This is a genomic window from Brucella sp. JSBI001 (genome assembly GCF_026014005.1).
In the GTDB taxonomy this organism is placed as follows: domain Bacteria; phylum Pseudomonadota; class Alphaproteobacteria; order Rhizobiales; family Rhizobiaceae; genus Brucella; species Brucella anthropi.
Map to the genome: position 1 here is coordinate 730051 of NZ_CP110339.1, position 21258 is coordinate 751308.

Below are 21258 nucleotides of genomic sequence, written 5' to 3' on the forward strand. Positions count from 1 at the left end.
CCTCCAGTCAAAGTTAAAAATGGGTCTGGGCATTCTGATTTGGCTGAAGGACAACCTGTCCCCATCCCCTTTGAAAAAGTCGCCCTGAAGCGCTCCTTCTTCTGGATGTGAAGATACTCGCCCGTTCCTTCGTTTCAACATCGAATACACTCTCCCAACCTTTCTGGTGCTTCTATGAGGGAGGGTTGTTGCAGAAAAGACACGAAATTGCCCGTTTCAGGGTGGGCTATTTAGAGTTTATTAACATGAGTGAACGCGAATTAACGGGTCTTAACGCTTGAAAACACGCGATATTTGGCATCGTGGCGGTTTTCAGCCCGCGAGATCCATGACTTCCCGTGCTCCGAGTGGAGAATATGTCAAAGCACCGTCGCGTATTGCCACATTAGCTGATTTGGGTGCGAATCTTTCTTGTTATACAGCTCGAAATGAGGCTGCCGACGCCTGGTGAAAGCGGCCGATTCCACGCATATTCCTGATTGCGTATATATAAAGTGCGATAATTCGCAGGAAATTTTACCAGTTGGCGCGCAATTCGCTTGAAATGACAAAGCGTACCAGCTATCTCGCCCTTACCGGAGAGGTGGCCGAGTGGTCGAAGGCGCTCCCCTGCTAAGGGAGTAGACCTCATAAGGGTCTCGTGGGTTCGAATCCCATCCTCTCCGCCAGCTGCCTCAAGCAAATCTCTTCATAAAAATCAGATCCAGATTGCCACGCGATGTGCGATTCCGATGCTTTTACGCCCCGTATTCGACGCATGTCGGATCACTTCCGATTTGCTGACTTTTTGAGTTCCGAATCTGCAAACTCTATAACACATTGAAAATACTTATTTATTTCGAAAGCCTCCGATTCTTGACTGGAGGTCAGAAATGAACATCAAGAGCCTTCTCCTTGGCTCCGCTGCAGCTCTGGTTGCAGCTTCCGGCGCTCAGGCTGCCGACGCAATCGTCGCGCCAGAGCCAGAAGCCGTTGAATATGTCCGCGTCTGCGATGCTTACGGCGCTGGCTACTTCTACATCCCAGGCACCGAAACCTGCCTGCGTATCCATGGTTATGTTCGTTACGACGCTTCGGGCGGTGATCGCGTTTACGCTCGTACGCCTGGCGATCTGGACCGTGACACCTGGGGCAAGAACGCCCGTGCAACGCTCCGCTTCTCGACCGCTTCGGAAACCGAGCTCGGCACTCTGAAGACCTTCACCGAACTGCGTTACAACTGGAACGGCGGCGGCGACGGCGAAGAAGACGCATACGGCTCGAGCGAAAACAGCTCGCTGCGTTATGCTTACATCCAGCTCGGCGGCCTGCGCGTTGGTCTCGATGAATCGGCCTTCGTAACCTTCCCTGGTTACCTCGGCAACGTCATCAACGACGACGTGATCCTCGCTGGCGGCTACCGCACCAACCTCATCAGCTACACCTTCACCGGCGGCAACGGCTTCTCGGCTATCCTGTCGCTCGAAGAAGGCGGCAACGGCGACTCCGACGTTGACGTAACGCTGAACGACTACACGCCGCACATCGTTGGCGGTCTGAAGTACGCTGGTGGCTGGGGCTCTATCGCAGCTGTTGCAGCTTACGACGCTCGTAACGAAGAGTGGGCTGGTAAGGTTCGCGGCGACGTTAACATCACGGACCGTTTCTCGGTTTGGGTACAGGGCGGCTACAAGTCCAACGACGACACCTATGCAGTTGACGGCGCTGGTTATTCCTACCGCGTAATCGACTCGTTCTACGGCACGTGGGGCGGCGACTGGGCTGTCTGGGGTGGCGCTGCATTCAAGGCAACCGAAAAGGCTACCTTCAACCTGCAGCTCGCTTACGACGACACCAAGACCTTCGCAGCAACCGCAAACGTTGCTTACGAACTGGTTCCTGGCTTCACGATCACCCCGGAAGTTTCCTACACCAAGTGGGATGACGAAAACATCAGCCTCGACGGCGAAGATGCTTTCCAGGGCATGATCCGCTTCCAGCGCTCGTTCTAATCCCTCTGGGATTGTTCAAAAAGAACCCGGCAGCATCGCTGCCGGGTTTTTTGTTTGCCGATTTTTACGTTTGTGATCTTGCCTTTGCGGAAAACTCGGTCTTTGTACGAATAGAAAGCGGGACGTGTTCGCCGCTTTGCATCCGATGATTTCCAGCGTGGAGACGCCACGATATGTTCAAATGGTTTTGGCCCGGTGTAACGTGGACCGCAGCGCTAACAGCGCTGGCGCTCTGGTTTGGTGCAGACCGGGTCGAGACGGACATCGCAACACGTACTGGCGAAGCACTCACTCCTTTTATATGGACCGGTTTCGACGTCGATGGTCGCGACGTCACGCTGAAAGGCATAGCGCCCGATCCAGATACGCAATCCGCTGCGCGGGATGCGCTTGAAAAGGTAAGAGGGATTCGGGAGATCACCGACTTGACGAGTGTTCTGCCGCTCGTTTCACCTTACCAGCTACAGATAAAGAAGAGTGCCGACGGCATAGTCCTGTCTGGTTCAGTACCCGACAACGATGTTAGAGACCGTATCATGACGATCGCCGAAAGCGCGGCTCCTGGCATTCCGCTCGATGACGAGATGGCTGTAGGGCGAGGCAGTCCCGCAAACTTTGTTGATTCGGTGGAGTTTGCTTTGCAACTCGTTTCTGACCTGACGAAAGGGGAGATCGAGATGTCCGATCTCAATATCTCGATCAAGGGCGAGACTGCAGACAATGCCGGCTATCGAAAGATACAAGCCCAATTGGACCAGCCGCTGCCCTTTGGCCTGAAATTGGAACGAGCCGAAATTCGCGAACCTTGATCAAATCGCAGGGAGGGCTGAGCAGATTTGGATCCTCGTCCCCCGTTAGTTTTCTGTTCGGAATTGACAGTCCGCCTGTTCGGGCCTTTCCTTTCTCTTTATGAATAGGCATAGCGGATCATATCTTCCGTTTCCGGAACAGAAGGCGGGCCTGACAATGCTTTATCTAGCCGTATCGTTTTGGCCGGTTCTCGTTGCGGCGGTTCTTATCGGTGCGGGCGTGGGCTGGTTGACCGGTCCGAAGTAGTGGCGGCAAATTGGGGCGGGGAAAATTGACGGCGAATATGTTCGTCGGATTTGAGTAATTTGGAGTACGAGGAAACCATATGCCGTTGCTGATTGTTCAACTGGCTGTTCTTGTCGCCATCGCTTTCGTTATAGGCTGTCTTTTGGGCCGGTTCGTGCGGCGCAGAGGTGCGTCGATACCAGACCGTGAGCGCACGATCATTGCAGCGGCGCATGCTACATTGCCTGTCGATCAAAAGCCGGAAGCGGTGACGCAGACCAAAATACCGGAGAAGGTTGCAGAACCCAAGGCTTCGCCCCAGCCGAGCGAACCAGAGAAGCCTCAAATGAAAGCCGTGCCGGACGCAGAAGTCGTCGGAAATTGGCCTTCGCAAACGGAAAAGCCGGATGTGAATACGGAACCGGATCAGGATCCGGGGCGTCCAGAGCTTCTGGATGCTGCACGCCTTGGAAAGCCTGATGATCTGACAGTCGTTAAGGGTATTGGTGGGGCAGTTCAGGGGCTGCTCAACGGGATCGGCGTGTTTCACTACGACCAGATTGCCAGCTGGAACGATGACGAATCACGCTGGATCGAACGGAGTATAGGTTTTCCACGCCGCGTGGAGCGCGAGGATTGGATCGCACAAGCCACGAAACTGGCGAATGCAGCAAATAAAGCCAGCGCAAGGAAATCGGAAAAGCCCGGCAAAACAGCCGCTAAACCAAAATCGCGACGGACAAAAAAAGCAGGCGAATAGCCTGCTTTTTCATTTCAGAGCATTTCTACCATCTCAATATAGGCGCGAGATGTTTTAGAGCATCTCTCCCAAAAGTGGGAGCCGGTTTTGGGATAAAGACATGCGTGAAAACAAAGAGATAGAGCGGTTCTAGCGACTTCGTTTTAACCGGAACCGCTCTAGCGGCGACCGTAAATCAGATCGGTCTGTATATCCGCACTTCCGGTCAGGCGGGCCTTATAGACTTCGTAGTTTTCCATCACGCGCTGAACATAGTTGCGTGTCTCGGAGTAGGGGATACGTTCGATCCAGTCGACGACCTGATCGATAGGCTTGCCACGTGGATCGCCGTATTTCTCGACCCATTCGGATGCGCGGCGAGGGCCTGCATTGTAACCGGCGAAGGTAAGAACGTAAGACCCATTGAAACGGTCAAGCTGCTCGCCGAGGAAATGGGCGCCAAGCGTCGCATTATACCCTGCATCCGTCGTGAGGCGTGGCGCGGAGAAGCTCATGCCGTTGCGGGTCGCCACGCTTTTGGCCGTTGCTGGCATAAGTTGCAGCAGACCGCGTGCGCCAGCTTTTGAAACCGCGCCGACGTTGAATTCACTTTCCTGCCGGGCAATAGCATAGGCTAGAGCCTTACCTGATCCGCTTATATTGGCATTGGCGGGAATTGCGCCAAGCGGATGCGAGAGAGCACCAACATCAAGACCTCGCAATGCAGCATTTTTGCCGACGCGCAGCGCCAGATAGTGGTTCTCGTTGCGCTCGGCCATGACCGCCAGCAGAGCCAGTTCGCCGACACTGTCGAGTTCCTGCGAAAGCTGATTGTAGAGCGTCGTTGCGCGACTGCTATAGCCGACCTGTTCCAGCCGCTTGATTGCCTGCACGGCGGGACGGCCCGCAAACCGCGCGCGATCCGCTTCCGTTGGTCTTGGATAGATAAGCTCAGGTGCTTTTTCGCTCAGTTTGGCTGCCGAAAGCTGTCCGTAAAATGTTGTGCCGAAATGTGCGGAGCGGCGATAATAGTCGCGCGCATCGCCACCGCTACCTGCTTCGGCCGACCGTCCGAGCCAATAGAAAGCACGAGACGCCGAAATCGGACGCGAGGAGATTTCTGCGATCTTGGCAAAATGTGGCGCAGCCGTCTTCGGCTGGTTCAGGGCGCGCAGTGCATACCATCCGGCATGGAATTCCGCTTCTGCGGCCATTGTGGGCGATTCGGCGGCGTGGGCCGAAACCAGCTTGTAGGCGAGCTGCGGTTTGCCAAGGTCGAGCAGTTCCCGTGACAGGATGCGGCGTTCGACCCACCAGGCATCCGGATCGACAAGCGCCGACGCCTGACGTGGTGCCTTGAGCATGAGGTCTGTCGCCTCGTTATAGCGTTCGGCGCGACGCATATAGCGAATCTTCAGGAACTGATAGGCGGCGTTTCCCTGCCACGTGCGGTCGACGTCCGCTATCGCCTTGGCGGCATTCGGAGACTTCTGTGCTACTGCCGCAAAAGCGTTGTAAAGCGATTGGGCCTGTGCCGGACCTGCAAGCAGTTTTGCGGACTGCATACGGTCATTATAAAGAGAACGCAGAATACGGCGCTGATGATCTTCGCGCGTCAGAACGTCAGAGAACTCTTTCAGGATCTTTTGCTCGTCATCGGCTGATAAGCGCTGTGTAGCCCACCATGGTGAAAGCAGTTCGCGCGCTTTGCCCGCATTTCCAGTGCTGACATAGGAGCGGGCAAGAAGAATCATGCCTTCTGTAGTCTGCGGGCGCGTATTGCCGAATGTTGCGATTACGGTCGCAGGAGCTGGATTTTCCTTGAACAAGGCCCGTTCAGAGTTACGGCGCAGAACCGATGTCCCCGGCCAGCCGCGCAAATCTGTTGCCGCCGCTGCAATTTCAGCGCTCGGCACACCATCAAGACCGGATGTCGCGATAGCCCACGTCAGAATCTGGCGGTCAAGCGAACCACGAGGCATCCCGTTGCGGAATGCGATAGCACTTGCCGTGTCACGGGAGGAAAGGGCATCAAGCCCGCTTTTCAGCGTTCCACCAATCGCTGCCGGGTTTTCCATGCGGCTGACTGCTGACGTCACGACCGGATCAGGCGTGGCCGGACGCGGTTTCGGTGTCACCAGATTCATCGGCGACTGGTGTGTCGTCGTCGGTGCAAAGGGACGCGCAAGCGGGGTGGGAACGCCGGACGGCAGCGAGGATTGGGCGAGCGAAATCACCGGCTGCAGAGCAACCGCAACAAAGCAACTCGCGAGGAGAGCTTTTCTTTTCAGGGATATCGCTGCGACTTGTTTTGACATTGGCTAACTAGAACAAAGACTTGGTTGATGTGCAATATGTTGTTGAAATCCGGCTTTTCTTAGCCCGGTTTTTGACTGGCTATTTCAATGATGAGGATAGGCTCAAGGAATGAATCTATCCTTAATAAAGCGTTATCGCTTCGGTGTTGCCGCATCTTGGTTGTTTCGGGCCGCCGATGTTTCTAAAGGCAATCGAGCGAATAGCCGGTGGAGCTTGGGGATCGCTTTAAATTTTGTCGCAAAACTGCCGTATTGCCCTTGTTTTGCCTGTATACCCCGCTTGCTCCACTCGTGTGGCAAGACTATTGTGCAACGCCTCAACCCGGTCAGAAGCCCCAGGGTGATCCCAAGCTGATCGGTGGAATGAGGTCCAGTCTTTCTTTTTTCAGGAGTTCACTAATGCTGAAGGGCTCAATTACCGCGCTTGTCACGCCATTCGATTCCGAAGGAGCGTTCGACGAGAAAGCCTTTCGCGCATTTGTAAACTGGCAGATCGAAGAAGGCACCAAAGGGCTCGTCCCAGTCGGCACGACTGGTGAAACACCGACCCTGTCGCATGACGAGCACAAGCGCGTCATTGAGGTTTGCATTGAGGTTGCAGCTGGTCGCGTTCCCGTGATCGCCGGTGCAGGTTCCAACAATACTGTGGAAGCGATCGAACTGGCGCAACATGCCGAAAAGGCTGGCGCTGATGCCGTTCTCGTCGTCACGCCTTACTACAACAAGCCGAACCAGCGTGGTCTTTACGAACATTTTTCGCGTGTGGCCCGCTCCATTTCGATCCCGCTCATCATCTACAATATTCCCGGTCGTTCGATCGTCGACATGACACCGGAAACGATGGGCGCACTCGTTCGCGATCACAAGAACATCGTGGGCGTCAAGGATGCGACTGGCAAGATCGAGCGCGTATCCGAACAACGCGCAACCTGCGGCAAGGATTTCATCCAGCTTTCCGGTGAAGACGCAACGGCTCTTGGTTTCAACGCCCATGGCGGGGTAGGGTGCATTTCGGTGACGTCCAACATTGCGCCGCGTCTTTGCGCCGAATTCCAGGATGCATGTCAGGCCGGCGATTTCTCCAAGGCACTCGAATTGCAGGATCGCCTCATGCCGCTGCACAAGGCACTCTTCATCGAGCCAAACCCGTCAGGCCCGAAATATGCGCTGTCGCGCCTCGGCCGCGTGGAAAATGCCTTGCGCTCGCCGATGGTGACTGTGGAAGCCGCGACGGCAGAGAAGATCGATCAGGCCATGAAGCATGCGGGTCTGGTCAACTGACCCGTCAAGTTTACCGCTTTCGCTGATTTTTACGCTCCCGTAGCTTCGGGAGCGTTTTCATTTCAGGCATTGCACATTATATGGTGCCATCATGAACAAGCCCAAGAATTCTCCTGTGCGCAAAATCATCGCGGAAAACCGCAAGGCGCGCTTCAATTTTGAAATTCTAGATACGCTCGAAGCCGGTCTCGTCCTGACCGGCACCGAGGTCAAGTCGCTGCGCGCCAATCAGTCCAACATAGCGGAGAGCTATGCGAGCTTTGAGAATGGCGAGTTCTGGCTTATCAATCCTATATTCCGGAATATACGCAGGGCAATCGTTTCAACCACGAGCCGCGGCGCTTGCGCAAACTGCTCATCAGCAAACGCGAAATGTCCCGCCTGTTCAACTCGGTATCACGCGACGGGATGACCGTGGTGCCATTGAAGCTTTACTTCAATGATCGGGGTCGCGCGAAGCTGGAACTGGCGCTGGCGCGAGGCAAGAAGACTCACGACAAGCGCGAGACGGAAAAGAAGCGCGACTGGAATCGTGAAAAGGCTCGCTTGATGCGGGATAAGGGATAAAGATCAGCAAAGTATGAGAGCGCCTCAGGCGCTCTTTTGATTCAGATAGTCGCGTACATTCCGGAATACGGTTCGGAACATGGTATCCGTCAACCGCCCGGTATTGGTGTTATAGCGCGAGCAGTGATAGCTGGAAAAAATGCGCAGGCTGCCAATGTCGCTTGCCCGGTCGTGACCGAAGGGATGTCGCGCAACCGGCGCACCAAGTGCACGAACCGTCGATTGATGCGCAATCGTTCCCAGTGTGACGATTGCCTGCAGATTCCGAAATCGGGTCAGCATCGGCAACAGGAATTGTCGGCAATTGTTGATCTCGGCGCCGATGGGCTTGTTTTCCGGCGGCACGCAGCGCACCGCATTGACGATGCTGGCATCCAGCAGGCGCAAACTGTCGTCAGGACGAGCCTCGAACTTGCCAGTGGCAAAACCGAATTCACACAGTGTGCTGTAGAGCAGATCACCGGCATAGTCGCCGGTGAAGGGGCGTCCGGTTCTATTGGCGCCGCGCAAACCTGGCGCCAGCCCCACAATCAGGAGCCGAACATCGTCATCATGCGCTGGCAGAAACGGTGGAACCGGTGAATTATGCCACGAAGGCTCCTTGCGGCGCCATTCCTGCAGGAATGCGTGCAGCCTGGGGCAGATATCACAGTTGGGAGATGGTTCGGAAATCATGCCCCTGCATGAACCGGCTCGACGACGGCGTCAATAGCTGTCGTCGAGATCGTCATCCTGGCGGCGCGGTGCGCGTTCCGACGGATCGCGGCCAATCTCAGCCTTGAGCGAGACCAGATCGATGAAATGATCGGCCTGGCGGCGTAGCTCATCGGAAATCATGGCCGGCTGGGTGGTGAGGGTCGAGACAACCGAAACCTTGCGGCCCTTGCGCTGAAGTGCTTCGGCAAGTGAGCGGAAATCGCCGTCGCCTGAGAAAATCACAAAATGGTCGACTGTATCGGTGAGCTGCATGGCATCGACTGTCAGTTCGATGTCCATATTACCCTTCACCTTGCGACGCCCGGTGGAATCCGTGAATTCCTTGGCAGCCTTAGTGACGACCTTGTAGCCGTTATAATCCAGCCAGTCGATCAGCGGGCGGATCGAGGAATATTCCTGATCTTCAACCAATGCCGTATAGTAATATGCACGAAGCAGATAGCCACGCTTCTGAAATGCCTTCAAAAGCTTCCGATAATCAATATCGAACCCCAGAGTTTTCGAGGCGGCGTATAAATTGGCGCCATCAATAAAAAGGGCAATTTTTTCACGAGAATCGAACATCGTGCAATATATCCACTCTACGGCCGGACGGGAGTGGACCGACGACCGCTTATCAGTTTGTTTTCTAAACGGCGGGTGGTATCAAATTTTACCAATGCGTTTATTGCCTTCTAAGGATATATCACAGAAAAACAAGCAACCATGGGTTGTTATTTACCTGCACAAAATTACCTATAAGGGAGTCTTGTCTCAGTAATCCCGTTCTGGCTTACAAAATATTGTGCCGTTTTGACGCGCCGCCGTGTTTTATCGGGTGAATCCATGAAATTGACGTTCTTTTGGCAGATTTCATGAGGTGAGGCACGAGCAATTCCGCTTTTGCTTGTAATTTGGCTCCACAAGCGTTATGTGGGGAAAAATCCAATAAAGTTCGAGAAATGAAAGGGACCGCGCATGGCCCGCGTCACTGTTGAGGACTGCGTAGATAAGGTCGAGAACCGTTTTGAACTGGTTCTGCTGGCTGGTCACCGTGCTCGCCAAATTTCCCAGGGTGCACAGATCACCATCGACCGCGACAACGACAAGAATCCTGTTGTTGCGCTGCGCGAAATCGCTGATGAAACCCTGTCGCCAGATGATCTGAAGGAAGATCTCATCCACTCTTTGCAGAAGCATGTGGAAGTCGACGAGCCAGAAGCCGCTGCGCCTGCACAGATTGCTTCTTCTTCGGAAGAAGTTGCAGAAGGCATTGCAGACGCTGCCGAGGAAGATGTGGTTGCTTTCGACCGTATGTCGGAAGAAGAGCTGCTCGCCGGTATCGAAGGCCTCGTCGCACCAGAGAAGAACGACGACTTCTAATCGTCGTTCGAATTATTTCTCTTTAGTGCATGCGTCGCGACTTTCCAGTCGCGGCGCATGTTTTTATGCGCCGACGGTCTACACACTGACTGGTCGAGAAGTTTCTGAATGCTTGTTGCCGGTTAGAATGACCAGATGACGAGCGATTTCTGCCGGAAATTAATATTGTCGGCAGAAAATTAAGCCTAAACGTCGAGAACTATTCGATTTTCGGCGATTTTGGGTCACAATGCCCGGTATGTGTGCAGGTACAAGTACCGGTTTCGAAAGGGAGTTCTCGTAGATGATGCGCCAATATGAGCTTGTGGAGCGTGTTCAGCGATACAAGCCTGACGTGAACGAGGCGCTTCTCAACAAGGCATATGTCTATGCCATGCAAAAGCATGGCAGTCAGAAACGTGCTTCCGGCGATCCCTATTTCTCCCATCCGCTCGAAGTCGCTGCGATCCTCACCGATATGCATCTGGATGAAGCGACGATTGCAATCGCGCTCCTGCACGACACGATCGAAGATACGACGGCCACTCGGCAGGAAATCGATCAGCTCTTCGGCCCTGAAATTGGCAAGCTCGTCGAGGGACTGACCAAGCTCAAAAAGCTCGACCTCGTTTCGAAAAAAGCAGTGCAGGCGGAAAACCTTCGCAAGCTGCTTTTGGCGATTTCAGAAGATGTCCGCGTGCTTCTGGTGAAGCTTGCGGATCGTCTGCACAATATGCGCACGCTGGGCGTGATGCGGGAAGACAAGCGCCTGCGTATTGCCGAGGAAACGATGGATATCTATGCGCCACTCGCTGGCCGCATGGGTATGCAGGATATGCGGGAAGAGCTCGAAGAGTTGGCCTTCCGCTATATTAATCCGGATGCATGGCGCGCGTGACGGATCGCCTGGCCGAGCTTCTGGAAAAGAACCGCGGCCTGCTGCAGAAGATCGAAAAGGACCTGTCCGAGATTTTCGAGAAGCATGGCATCAAGGCCAGTGTGAAGAGCCGCCAAAAGAAAGCGTGGTCGGTTTTCCGCAAGATGGAAACCAAGGGTCTCTCATTCGAGCAGCTTTCCGACATTTTTGGTTTCCGCGTGATGGTCGACACCACGCAGGATTGCTATCGGGCGCTCGGTCTCATTCATACGACGTGGTCGATGGTTCCGGGCCGGTTCAAGGATTATATCTCAACGCCTAAACAGAACGATTACCGGTCGATCCACACCACCATCATCGGTCCGTCGCGCCAGCGTATCGAGCTGCAGATTCGCACACGCGAAATGGATGAGATTGCGGAGTTTGGTGTCGCAGCCCACTCGATCTACAAGGATCGTGGCAGCGCCAATAATCCGCACAAAATGTCGACCGAGACCAATGCTTATGCATGGCTGCGCCAGACAATCGAGCAGCTTTCAGAAGGCGATAATCCGGAAGAGTTCCTTGAACACACTAAGCTAGAGCTCTTTCAGGATCAGGTCTTCTGCTTCACGCCCAAGGGCCGCCTCATTGCTCTGCCGCGTGGTGCGACGCCGATCGATTTCGCCTATGCCGTTCACACCGATATCGGTGACAGCTGCGTCGGTGCGAAGGTCAATGGTCGCATCATGCCGTTGATGACCGAACTGAAGAACGGCGATGAGGTCGATATCATCCGTTCCAAGGCGCAGGTTCCCCCTGCGGCATGGGAGTCGCTTGTTGCAACCGGTAAGGCGCGCGCAGCCATTCGCCGCGCGACCCGCTCGGCTGTCCGCAAACAGTATTCGGGGCTTGGCATGCGCATTCTGGAACGCGCATTCGAACGTGCCGGTAAGCCGTTCAGCAAGGATATTCTGAAGCCAGGACTTCCGCGTTTGGCACGCAAGGATGTAGAGGATGTGTTGGCCGCAGTCGGACGCGGAGAGCTGCCGTCCACCGATGTGGTCAAGGCGGTCTATCCGGACTATCAGGACACACGCGTCACATCGCAGAATAGTCCGGCGAAGACTGGCGAAAAGGGCTGGTTCAACATCCAGAACGCTGCCGGCATGATCTTCAAGGTGCCTGAGGGCAGTGAGGATGCAGCGAAGACCGATGCGGATGCCGTGGCGAAGCCCGGGAAAAAGGCGCTGCCGATACGCGGCACCAACTCGGATTTGCCGGTGCGCTTTGCCCCGGAGGGGGCCGTGCCAGGAGATCGCATCGTCGGTATCCTGCAGCCCGGCGCCGGTATAACGATCTATCCGATCCAGTCGCCTGCGTTGACAGCCTATGACGATCAGCCGGAACGTTGGATCGACGTGCGCTGGGACATCGATGATCAGATGAGTGAGCGTTTCCCGGCTCGCGTCAGCGTATCGGCCATCAATTCGCCCGGCTCTCTGGCGGAGATCGCGCAGATCGTGGCTGCTAACGACGCGAATATTCACAATCTCTCCATGGTACGCACCGCACCGGATTTCACCGAGATGATTATCGATGTCGAGGTTTGGGACCTCAAGCATCTCAACCGTATCATTTCCCAATTGAAAGAAAGCGCGAGCGTCAGCGGCGCGAAACGCGTGAACGGATAGGACTAAGATGAACACCGAAGATGTGCTTGCCGTCTTCCGCGAAGCGGGAGCGATCCTTGAAGGCCACTTTATTCTTACGTCAGGCCTGCGCAGTCCTGTTTTCCTTCAGAAGGCGCGTGTTTTCATGCATGCCGACAAGACGGAAAAGCTATGCAAAGCGCTTGCAGAGAAAATCCAGGCGGCAGATCTTGGACCTATCGATTATGTGGTTGGTCCGGCAATTGGTGGCTTGATTCCCTCCTACGAAACTTCACGCCATCTGCGTGTTCCGTCGGTCTGGGTAGAGCGCGAGAACGGTGTGTTCCGCCTGCGTCGTTTCGATGTGCCGAAGGGCGCGCGAGTCGTTATCGTGGAAGATATCGTCACGACCGGACTTTCCATCCGCGAAACGATCGACTGCATGAAGGACCTCGGCATTGAAGTTGTGGCTGCGGCCTGCATCGTCGACCGCTCGGCGGGCAAGGCGGATGTTGGCACGAGGCTGATTGCTCTCGCCGAATATGAAGTTCCGGCCTATCCTGCGGATAAATTGCCGCCGGAGCTTGCTGCAATTCCGGCTGTGAAGCCCGGTAGCCGCAACATTTAAACAAGTACACCGACCGCTTTTGAAACGCTGCGGGGGACGATACACCCCTGCGGCGAAATTCCGCTTTGCGGGACGCGTTCTAGTTACCTATTTAAGGGGTAACTGCAAAAACGTTCTTCCAGCTTCCACAAACAGGGTTCCATCGTGAGTGTAGCGCCTATCAGATTCGACCCCAGATCGCCTTACCGTGCGCCATGTGGGGTATGCGTGGATTGCGATGTCCGACGAACGGCGGTTTGTGCGGCACTTGACGACGGCGATCTCGGTGCTCTCGAAGCAATCATGACGTCTAAGCGTCTCGATGCCAATGAGCAGTTGGTGGAAGAGGGGGAGCCGAAGCGCCGTGTCTTCAGCCTGACCTCCGGCATGCTGCGAATCTACACGTCGCTTCCGGATGGACGTCGGCAGATTGCAGGTTTCCTGTTCCCTGGCGACTATCTCGGTCTGGCTGACGACGAGACGTACTCCCAGTCTGCTGAAGCGGTCGTACCGTCGGTTTTGTGCGCCTTCTCCACCAGAGAGATGGATGATCTGATGGAGCGTTTCCCGAAATTGAAGGAGCGTCTGCACCAGATGACGCGGGCAGCTCTTCGCACGGCGCGCGACAATCAGCTGGTTCTCGGGCGCCTTGCACCGGTGGAAAAGCTTGCGAGCTTTCTTCTGGTGCTGTCCGCGCGGGCTGAAAAGCGCGGCGAGAAGCCGAACCCGGTGCATCTCTCGATGAACCGTACCGATATTGCCGATTATCTCGGCCTGACCATTGAAACTGTCAGCCGGAGCTTCACAAAGCTGAAGACTCAGGGGCTGATCCAGTTGCTTGACGCCAATACGGTTGAGATCCTGTCCCGCCGGTCTTTGGCGGCCGTTGCCGGAATGGACCCGGAAAACCTCTGAATTCAAGCTGCCATCCCTAAAAGCCGGGTGTATTTCCGTTGATTCAAATCAATGCAGCACCCGGCAGAACAGCCTATTCCTGATCATAGAGATTGATGCGATCCGTTGCAGGATTGCACGTTCAAAATGGGGAAAACAGGTGCTGTTGTGGCTGGGAATTGCAATATCGGCTGTCATGCATGCGGGCTTCCTTGCCGCATCATGCCGTCTTGCCCCGCGGAATGTCGCCCCGGTTCTGGTGCGCGCATATCCGGCAGGGCCTCGCCGGAGCGCCCGACGCTTAAGGTGGACGCGCTATGCATGAAGAAGCGATAAGACGCTACGCCGCGTTGGCGGTTCCCAGATACACGTCCTTTCCGACAGCTGCTGATTTCATGCCTGTGGGGGTCGATACGACTCATCGTTGGTTGCGCCAGATCGGGCCGGAAGAAAGCGTCTCCCTTTACATCCATGTGCCTTATTGCCGGCAGCTCTGCCATTATTGCGGTTGTCATGCCAAGATGGCGGTCCGCAACGACGTGGTCGAAAACTTCTGCACTTCTTTGCTCAGCGAAATCGAAACTGTCAGCAAGAGCCTGACAGCACGGCCCAGTGTCGTCCATCTTCATTGGGGCGGTGGTACGCCCTCAATTTTGAACCCGCGTCAGTTTACGAGCATTCTGGCCGCTCTGCGCGTTGCGTTCGATTTTGCGCCTGAGATGGAACACGCCATCGAGCTTGACCCGCGCACGGTTACCCCACAGCTGGTGCAAACGCTTGCGCTCATGGGAGTCAACCGCGCCAGCCTCGGCGTACAGGATGTCGATGCCGAGGTTCAGAAAGCCATCGGTCGCATTCAGCCGATAGAAACGGTTGCTAAGGCTGCAACTCTGCTGCGGGAAGTCGGCATTGATCGCCTCAACTTCGATCTTATCTACGGCCTGCCGTTGCAGACCGTCGAGACATTGCGTGAGACTTGTGAAAAGGTTGCGGTGCTCAAGCCTGACCGTGTTGCCTGCTATGGCTATGCGCATCTTCCGCAGCGGCGCGCCAATCAGCGCCTGATCGATGCAAGCCTTCTGCCCGATGCTGACGAGCGCTTCGCTCAGGCACGTGTGGTGGCGGACAGCTTCATCGGTTTCGGCTACGAGCCGGTGGGGATCGATCACTACGCATTGCCGGATGACAATCTGGCCGTCGCTGCGCGCAATGGAACGCTGCACCGGAATTTCCAGGGCTATACGGATGATCGCTGCCAGACATTGATCGGTCTCGGACCGTCATCGATTTCGCAATTCCCCGGTGGTTATGCCCAGAATATCTCGGACGTGAAGCAATATTCCAAGCGGGTTGAAGCGGGCGACCTTGCAACGGTTCGCGGTTATGCCATGCGCGAAAGTGACCGTATCCGTGCCGGAATCATCACAGCCCTGATGTGCAATTTCCGGGTCGATCTGAATACCACGGCGCCGGGCGTGGAGTTTTCCGACGAGCTGGCCTTGTTGCGGCCTCTGGTGGCTGATGGTCTGGTGGAAGTCCGCAGTGGTGTCATCAGCGCAACAAGCGACGGCAAGCCGCTGATCCGTCTGGTTGCGGCTGCTTTCGATGAATTTCGCAGGGAGACGATGCACGGCTTCAGTTTCGCCGTCTGAACTTGCGTTGGAACAAAGAGATAGAGCGGAAGATGCTCTATCAAGAGAATGCTGCTGCACCGGGCCGTCAAAAGGTCAGTAGCATGGGAGCACCGCCGTTGGGGGACGTGCGGTGCTCCACTATTTTGAGCACAGCCCGAGGAGCGTGAATTGCTTCTCGGGCTGTGCGTTTTCATATGGGTCAGGCCTTGCGGTTCTTTTCCAGCTTGGGCAGGAAAATCGTCAGCAAGCCGAGCAGCGGCAGATACGAGCAGATGGTGTAAACATACTCGATGCCCTTGTGATCGGCCACGATACCGAGGACGGCGGCTGCGATACCGGCCATGCCGAAAGCAAAGCCGAAGAACAGGCCCGACACCATGCCGACGCGTCCTGGCAGCAATTCCTGTGCGAACACCACGATTGCCGGGAAGGCCGAGGCGAGGATCAGGCCGATGATAACCGTCAGGATCGCCGTCATTTCCAGGTTCGCATAGGGCAGGGCCAGCGTGAACGGCAGGACGCCGAGGATCGATGCCCAGATCACCTTGCGCGCACCGATCTTGTCGCCGATCGGGCCACCTATGATCGTTCCCGCAGCTACCGCACCGAGGAACAGGAACAAGAGCAGCTGCGATGCCTGCACCGTCACGCCGAAATGGCTAATGGTGTAGAAGGTGTAGTAGCTCGTCAGGCTGGCCATGTAGATGTACTTGGTGAAGACCAGCATTGCCAGAACGCCAACGGACACCAGAACCTTGTTGCGTGGAAGCGGAAGGGTCTTGTCGGGCTTCGCCTTGCTGGCATTGGCAATCCGGTAGCGATTATACCAGTTGCTGACATACCAGAGCAGCATCATGCCGATCAGTGCGGCGACGGAGAACCACGACACGCTGATCTGGCCGAAAGGCAGAACGATGAACGCTGCCAGAAGCGGGCCAATCGACGAGCCGAAATTGCCGCCCACCTGAAACAGGGATTGCGCAAAGCCATGACGCCCGCCCGAGGCCAGACGCGCCACGCGAGCTGCTTCCGGATGGAAGACGGACGAGCCGAAACCAACAAAAGCCGCCCCCAGAAGCAAGATCGAATAGTGATGTGCCGTTGCCAGAAAGATCAGCCCGACAAGCGTACAGCCCATTCCGAAAGGCAGGGAATAAGGCATCGGCTTGCGGTCGGTATAGATACCCACGAGCGGCTGCAGGATCGATGCCGTCATCTGGAAAGTGAATGTCAGGAGGCCGATCTGCCAGAATGACAGGCTGTAGTTATCCTTCAGCATCGGATAGATGGCAGGAAGGAGCGACTGCATCATGTCGTTCAGGAAATGGCCCATGCTTGTGGCCAGAATAATAGCGAGGACAGTATTATCCGCGCCGCTGTTTGATGGCTGCTGTGCAGCACTCATGCTCATACTACTTCTCCGAAGATGAAAGCCGGTCTTCAGAGCCTGTTCCGAAAGTCGCCCTGTGTGGCTGCAAATGGCAATTTGTCTGCGTTCCGGTGCTCATGTAGCTTTCTCTGGTGCGTAGTCTTACCCGAAAAGTCTGCAACTTTTCGGGACCATGCTTAGAAGTACATTGCGCTCCGGTACTCGAAAATCACCATTTTCGCACACACATGACGCTTTTTGATCCAGGCTCTCAGGCATATTTCCTGCAGATACCATCCGAAAACAGGAAACAAGACCCTCAAGAAAATTACGGGGTGTTGATGAGGAACCAACGAAAATTCACGAATTTGACGTCTGAACCGGTACTTGTCCGATTCAAACGTCAAATTCATTCCGCCAGCGAATGTCGCGACCCATTCTCAGCAAGCCATTAATAGGACTATTGCCTCTCGCCCGCTTTCGTGATTTGGTCCAGTAGTTTCGAGAGTGGGCCAAACGCAGGGCAGAACTGCAATGAAACCAAAGTCTCCGCCGGGGCTTTTACTGCCGGGAAGCGAGGAGCTGCAGAAGTTCCACGAGCAGCGTATTGCCATGCTGGAGGGCATGAGCGGGCCAGTGATTGCCTTGCCGACACGCTATCCCGACGGCTATTTTGTGCCGCGCCACCGCCATAGCCGGGCACAACTTCTCTGCGCCTCACAAGGAGTGGTGCTGGTGACGACGGATGCTGGACGCTGGATGATTCCCAGTGACCACGCCATGTGGATACCGGCAGGTGTGGAGCACTCGGTTGAAATCCTCGGCGAAGTCTTTATGCGATCGATTTACATCTGCGTCGATGCCGTCTCGGGCGTACCGGATTATCTCCACGTGGTCGGGCTTACCGATCTCATGCGGTGCCTCATAACGGATGCAACGACGCAGGACAGCACGCCGGAACCGGATAGTCGCGATGCTCTGGTAATCGAACTGATCCTGCGGGACCTTCACACATTGCCGCAACGCTCGCTGGGCCTGCCTTTTCCATCGGATCCGCGCTTGCAGAAACTGTGTCGTGAATTCGTGAAAAAGCCTTCTTCGCGCGCCACAATTGATGACTGGGCGGACAGGATGGCGATGAGCCGGCGCTCGTTCACCCGGCATTTCCAACGGGAGACTGGCGTAAGCCTTTCAGTCTGGCGCCAGCAGGCCTGTCTTTTTGCGGCAGTTCCCCGCCTGGCAGAAGGGGAGGCGGTGACGAGCGTGGCACTGGATCTGGGTTATGACAGCGTTTCCGCTTTCACGACGATGTTCCGCAGGATGCTCGGTGTTTCGCCGCGGTTTTATTTGCCTCGACTGGACACTGTTCCGTTTGAGCGCAGCGACAACGCCGCAGTTTTGGCCGAATAATAACAATTGTCTCCGCGATGGGAGAGCATTAATAGAAGCGCATGCTGTTTCAACGCCGTAATCCTCCGACCAGAAAAGAGCGCTTAAGGCTTCTGGTCTGGCCGCGCCGCTCCTTCTCCCGTTCCTTCCGGTACGGTGGAAAGCGGATTCTGCGCATCACTGCCTCGCCTCATGCTGTCGCAGCCGGTCTGGCCGTGGGCGTGTTTTCGGCGTTCACGCCTTTCTTTGGCTTCCATCTCATCATCGCAATCGTGCTGGCCTATTTCCTTGCCGGAAATATTGCCGCCGCGGCACTTGGCACGACGCTTGCCAATCCGCTGACCTTGCCATTCATCTGGGGCAGCACATTCGAGCTGGGCCGCTTCATCATGAATGGAAGCATCGACGATGCTCCGCCAGTTCATCTCGGGCGGGCACTGGAAACCATGCATTTCGATGAAATCTGGACGCCGCTTTTGAAGCCGATGCTATTCGGCTCAACGATTCTGGGCGCAGCATTCGCTGTCGTGGTCTATTTCGTTACCCGGTTTGCCGTTTCGGCCTTCCGCCGTCGCCGTATCGAACGCCTTGCCGAAAAACATCGCCTGCACCGCGAACAGGAGCTTCAGAAAGTATGATCGTCGGTATAGGCAGCGATCTCATCGATATTCGTCGTGTCGAAAGCGCGCTGGAACGACACGGCGATCGCTTTCGCAACAGGGTTTTTACCGAGGTCGAGCAGAAAAAATCGGACGGGCGCAAGCAGCGTGCTGCATCTTATGCAAAGCGCTTTGCGGCGAAGGAAGCCTGTGCGAAGGCGCTTGGAACTGGCATAGCTCAGGGCGTTTTCTGGCGGGACATGGGCGTGGTCAATGCCCCTTCCGGAAAGCCCACCATGCATTTGACCGGTGGTGCCGCAAAGCAGCTGCAGAAACTCTTGCCCGCCGGAACACGCGCCGCCATACATCTGACAATTACCGATGATTTTCCTCTCGCGCAGGCGTTCGTGATCATCGAAGCCCTGCCTGAGTGTCTGAATCAAAATGCGTCAGGCCGCAGCGAGAATGGTGATTTTCGAGAACCGGAGCGCAGTGTACATAAAGGTACATGAGCACCGGAAGCGCAGAAAAATGCCATTTGCAGCAAGGCATAGCGACTTTTGGATCAGGCACAGAGACGAAATAGTTGTGGTTGTGACAGGTAAACTCCTGCTCATAATCGTGCGATAAACCGGCGTTCTGCCGGTGGCCTGATTGCGTCATGCATTCATAGTCGTTATTAGATCGCGTTATCGGAAGCGGAGATACAATGAGCGTGTCCAGCAAGAGTGAGACAAAAAAATCCGGCGGCCTTGGCGAAACCATCAGCGTTATCGTGCAGGCGCTGCTGCTGGCACTGGTCATCCGCACCCTTCTTTTCCAGCCTTTCAGCATACCGTCGGGCTCCATGCGCCCCACGCTTCTCGAAGGCGATTATCTGTTTGTTTCGAAATATGCCTATGGCTATTCGCGCTATTCACTGCCGTTCGGACTGGATTTGTTTTCAGGTCGCATCTGGAGTGCCGAACCGAAGCGTGGTGACGTGGTGGTGTTCAAGCTGCCGAGCGATCCTTCCGTCGACTACATCAAGCGCGTGATCGGCCTGCCGGGTGATCGTGTGCAGATGCGCGGTGGTGTGCTCTATATCAATGATCAGGCGGTCAAGCGCGATCGCATCGGCACGATCAACAATCCCGATGTCACCGAACAGAACCGCCCCGTCGAAGTCTATCGTGAAACCTTGCCGGACGGCGTGACCTACGACACGCTTGATCTGTCGCCAAACTCCATCGGTGACGATACGCGTGTTTTCGAGGTTCCGGCCGGTCATTACTTCATGATGGGCGACAATCGTGACAACTCGCTCGATAGCCGTTTCGGCGTTGGCTATGTTCCGTTTGAGAATCTTGTCGGGCGCGCAAACATCATCTTCTTCTCCATTGCCGACAAGGCGAGCCCGCTGGAAATCTGGAAATGGCCGACTGATGTGCGCTTTGGCCGACTGTTCAGTTCAGTCAATGCCGCGCCGCATACAGCTGTAACCGGAAACTGAAATGGCTTCGGCAAATCAGGCAGCAGCAATCCTGGAGGAGCGCACCGGACACCGTTTTCTCAATTTGAAACGGCTGGATCGTGCGCTCACCCACTCAAGTGTGCAGGCGCCATCGCGCGCAAATTATGAACGTCTCGAATTTCTCGGTGACCGCGTTCTGGGACTGACCGTCGCGGAAATGCTGTTCGATGAGTTTCCGGACGCATCCGAAGGTGAACTGTCGGTTCGCCTCAATGCGCTGGTGAACGCAGAAACCTGTGCGGCGATTGCCGATGAGATCGGTCTCGCTAACCTCATCCATACCGGTTCCGATATCAAGTCGCTGAATGACAAGCGTCTTTTGAATGTCCGCGCCGATGTTGTCGAAGCACTGATCGCCACGATCTATCTCGATGGCGGACTGGAGGCCGTGCGGCCTTTCGTCAAGCGCTACTGGGAGAAGCGGTCTCTGCAAACGGGCGCTGCCCGCCGTGACGCCAAGACGGAATTGCAGGAATGGGCACACCAGCAGGGCAACGTCCATCCTTCATACGCCATCATAAGCCGCACCGGTCCGGACATGATCCGCTGTTTGCGGTGGAGGTTACGGTCAAGGGCTTTGCCACGGAAACGGGTGAGGGGCGTTCCAAAAGAATAGCCGAACAGAATGCGGCGGAAGCGATGCTTTATCGCGAAGGCGTCTGGAAGCGTGACGATTCCGCTTGATGCAAGAGTTGGCGTTTTTTAAGTCGAGATCGGTTATAATCAATCAATTACGATGTGTCGCTTTCGTCGGCG

At 55.5% G+C, this 21258-nt stretch carries 15 protein-coding genes, 1 tRNA gene and 4 pseudogenes; 16 read left to right on the top strand and 4 right to left on the bottom strand.

Annotated elements, in window-relative coordinates; all coding sequences use genetic code 11:
- Positions 1-577: 577 nt before the first annotated feature.
- The 4 genes from LJ361_RS03415 to LJ361_RS03430 all read left to right on the top strand — a co-directional run bounded on the left by LJ361_RS03415 (position 578) and on the right by LJ361_RS03430 (position 3786).
- Positions 578-668, top strand: a tRNA-Ser gene (locus LJ361_RS03415).
- A gap of 204 nt (positions 669-872) precedes the next feature.
- Positions 873-1991: a porin gene (locus LJ361_RS03420; RefSeq protein ID WP_029925272.1), complete on the top strand. Its 1119-nt coding sequence runs from the start codon at positions 873-875 to the stop codon at positions 1989-1991.
- Positions 1992-2164: 173 nt separating this feature from the next.
- The gene (locus LJ361_RS03425; protein WP_012092422.1) at positions 2165-2800 is read left to right on the top strand and encodes a BON domain-containing protein; all 636 of its coding nucleotides are present in this window, start codon (positions 2165-2167) and stop codon (positions 2798-2800) included.
- A 326-nt stretch (positions 2801-3126) separates the two neighbouring features.
- On the top strand, positions 3127-3786 hold the full coding sequence (locus tag LJ361_RS03430) for a 50S ribosomal protein L21 (protein WP_012092421.1): 660 nt from the start codon (positions 3127-3129) through the stop codon (positions 3784-3786).
- A gap of 158 nt (positions 3787-3944) precedes the next feature.
- On the opposite strand, the gene LJ361_RS03435 is transcribed toward LJ361_RS03430, so the two are convergent.
- Complete coding sequence (locus LJ361_RS03435) at positions 3945-6083, bottom strand: lytic transglycosylase domain-containing protein (protein WP_191192404.1); 2139 nt, start codon at positions 6081-6083, stop codon at positions 3945-3947.
- Positions 6084-6482: 399 nt separating this feature from the next.
- On the opposite strand from LJ361_RS03435, the gene dapA reads away from it, so the two are divergent.
- Both dapA and smpB read left to right on the top strand, forming a co-directional pair.
- Positions 6483-7364: a 4-hydroxy-tetrahydrodipicolinate synthase gene (gene dapA, locus LJ361_RS03440; protein ID WP_010661626.1), complete on the top strand. Its 882-nt coding sequence runs from the start codon at positions 6483-6485 to the stop codon at positions 7362-7364.
- Between the two features lie 91 nt (positions 7365-7455).
- A pseudogene (gene smpB / locus LJ361_RS03445) lies at positions 7456-7931 on the top strand (SsrA-binding protein SmpB).
- A gap of 24 nt (positions 7932-7955) precedes the next feature.
- On the opposite strand, the gene LJ361_RS03450 reads toward smpB, so the two are convergent.
- Together LJ361_RS03450 and LJ361_RS03455 are read right to left on the bottom strand one after the other, a co-directional pair.
- Positions 7956-8606, bottom strand: a complete 651-nt coding sequence (locus tag LJ361_RS03450; protein WP_010661628.1) for a uracil-DNA glycosylase — start codon at positions 8604-8606, stop codon at positions 7956-7958.
- Positions 8607-8636: 30 nt separating this feature from the next.
- Positions 8637-9212 carry an NYN domain-containing protein gene (locus tag LJ361_RS03455; protein ID WP_012092419.1) on the bottom strand — a complete coding sequence of 192 codons (576 nt, stop codon included), beginning with the start codon at positions 9210-9212 and terminating at the stop codon, positions 8637-8639.
- 393 nt (positions 9213-9605) lie between these two features.
- On the opposite strand from LJ361_RS03455, the gene rpoZ reads away from it, so the two are divergent.
- The 5 genes and pseudogenes from rpoZ (at position 9606) to hemN (ending at position 15650) form a co-directional block, all read left to right on the top strand.
- A complete protein-coding gene (gene rpoZ, locus LJ361_RS03460) occupies positions 9606-10010 on the top strand; it encodes a DNA-directed RNA polymerase subunit omega (protein WP_010661630.1) in 405 nt (134 codons plus the stop codon).
- 283 nt (positions 10011-10293) lie between these two features.
- A pseudogene (locus LJ361_RS03465) lies at positions 10294-12539 on the top strand (RelA/SpoT family protein).
- A gap of 7 nt (positions 12540-12546) precedes the next feature.
- Entirely contained in the window at positions 12547-13125 is a 579-nt protein-coding gene (gene pyrE, locus LJ361_RS03470) for an orotate phosphoribosyltransferase (protein ID WP_036585798.1), read from the top strand.
- Between the two features lie 144 nt (positions 13126-13269).
- A complete protein-coding gene (locus LJ361_RS03475; RefSeq protein WP_012092416.1) occupies positions 13270-14019 on the top strand; it encodes a helix-turn-helix domain-containing protein in 750 nt (249 codons plus the stop codon).
- Between the two features lie 296 nt (positions 14020-14315).
- A complete protein-coding gene (gene hemN / locus LJ361_RS03480) occupies positions 14316-15650 on the top strand; it encodes an oxygen-independent coproporphyrinogen III oxidase (protein WP_036585796.1) in 1335 nt (444 codons plus the stop codon).
- Between the two features lie 181 nt (positions 15651-15831).
- On the opposite strand, the gene LJ361_RS03485 is transcribed toward hemN, so the two are convergent.
- Complete coding sequence (locus LJ361_RS03485) at positions 15832-17043, bottom strand: MFS transporter (RefSeq protein ID WP_010661635.1); 1212 nt, start codon at positions 17041-17043, stop codon at positions 15832-15834.
- 522 nt (positions 17044-17565) lie between these two features.
- On the opposite strand from LJ361_RS03485, the gene LJ361_RS03490 reads away from it, so the two are divergent.
- The 5 genes and pseudogenes from LJ361_RS03490 (at position 17566) to rnc (ending at position 21186) form a co-directional block, all read left to right on the top strand.
- Positions 17566-18411, top strand: a complete 846-nt coding sequence (locus LJ361_RS03490; RefSeq protein WP_029376309.1) for an AraC family transcriptional regulator — start codon at positions 17566-17568, stop codon at positions 18409-18411.
- Between the two features lie 41 nt (positions 18412-18452).
- Positions 18453-19028: a type IV secretion system effector BspA gene (gene bspA / locus LJ361_RS03495; protein WP_029925252.1), complete on the top strand. Its 576-nt coding sequence runs from the start codon at positions 18453-18455 to the stop codon at positions 19026-19028.
- Positions 19025-19417: pseudogene (gene acpS / locus LJ361_RS03500) on the top strand (holo-ACP synthase); the annotation flags it as partial. The gene bspA and the pseudogene acpS, both read left to right, overlap by 4 nt.
- Positions 19418-19698: 281 nt before the next feature.
- Complete coding sequence (gene lepB / locus LJ361_RS03505; protein WP_010661640.1) at positions 19699-20481, top strand: signal peptidase I; 783 nt, start codon at positions 19699-19701, stop codon at positions 20479-20481.
- 1 nt (position 20482) lies between these two features.
- A pseudogene (rnc, locus tag LJ361_RS03510) lies at positions 20483-21186 on the top strand (ribonuclease III).
- Positions 21187-21258 lie beyond the last annotated feature (72 nt).

Excerpts from the sequence above, each read along its gene's own strand:
- hemN (WP_036585796.1), top strand. The coding sequence starts at position 14,316 with ATGCATGAAGAAGCGATAAGACGCTACGCCGCGTTGGCGGTTCCCAGA.
- LJ361_RS03455 (WP_012092419.1), bottom strand. The coding sequence starts at position 9,212 with ATGTTCGATTCTCGTGAAAAAATTGCCCTTTTTATTGATGGCGCCAAT.
- LJ361_RS03450 (WP_010661628.1), bottom strand. The coding sequence starts at position 8,606 with ATGATTTCCGAACCATCTCCCAACTGTGATATCTGCCCCAGGCTGCAC.
- rpoZ (WP_010661630.1), top strand. The coding sequence starts at position 9,606 with ATGGCCCGCGTCACTGTTGAGGACTGCGTAGATAAGGTCGAGAACCGT.
- dapA (WP_010661626.1), top strand. The coding sequence starts at position 6,483 with ATGCTGAAGGGCTCAATTACCGCGCTTGTCACGCCATTCGATTCCGAA.
- LJ361_RS03420 (WP_029925272.1), top strand. The coding sequence starts at position 873 with ATGAACATCAAGAGCCTTCTCCTTGGCTCCGCTGCAGCTCTGGTTGCA.
- bspA (WP_029925252.1), top strand. The coding sequence starts at position 18,453 with ATGCTGTTTCAACGCCGTAATCCTCCGACCAGAAAAGAGCGCTTAAGG.
- LJ361_RS03425 (WP_012092422.1), top strand. The coding sequence starts at position 2,165 with ATGTTCAAATGGTTTTGGCCCGGTGTAACGTGGACCGCAGCGCTAACA.
- LJ361_RS03485 (WP_010661635.1), bottom strand. The coding sequence starts at position 17,043 with ATGAGCATGAGTGCTGCACAGCAGCCATCAAACAGCGGCGCGGATAAT.
- lepB (WP_010661640.1), top strand. The coding sequence starts at position 19,699 with ATGAGCGTGTCCAGCAAGAGTGAGACAAAAAAATCCGGCGGCCTTGGC.
- LJ361_RS03430 (WP_012092421.1), top strand. The coding sequence starts at position 3,127 with ATGCCGTTGCTGATTGTTCAACTGGCTGTTCTTGTCGCCATCGCTTTC.
- LJ361_RS03435 (WP_191192404.1), bottom strand. The coding sequence starts at position 6,083 with ATGTCAAAACAAGTCGCAGCGATATCCCTGAAAAGAAAAGCTCTCCTC.
- pyrE (WP_036585798.1), top strand. The coding sequence starts at position 12,547 with ATGAACACCGAAGATGTGCTTGCCGTCTTCCGCGAAGCGGGAGCGATC.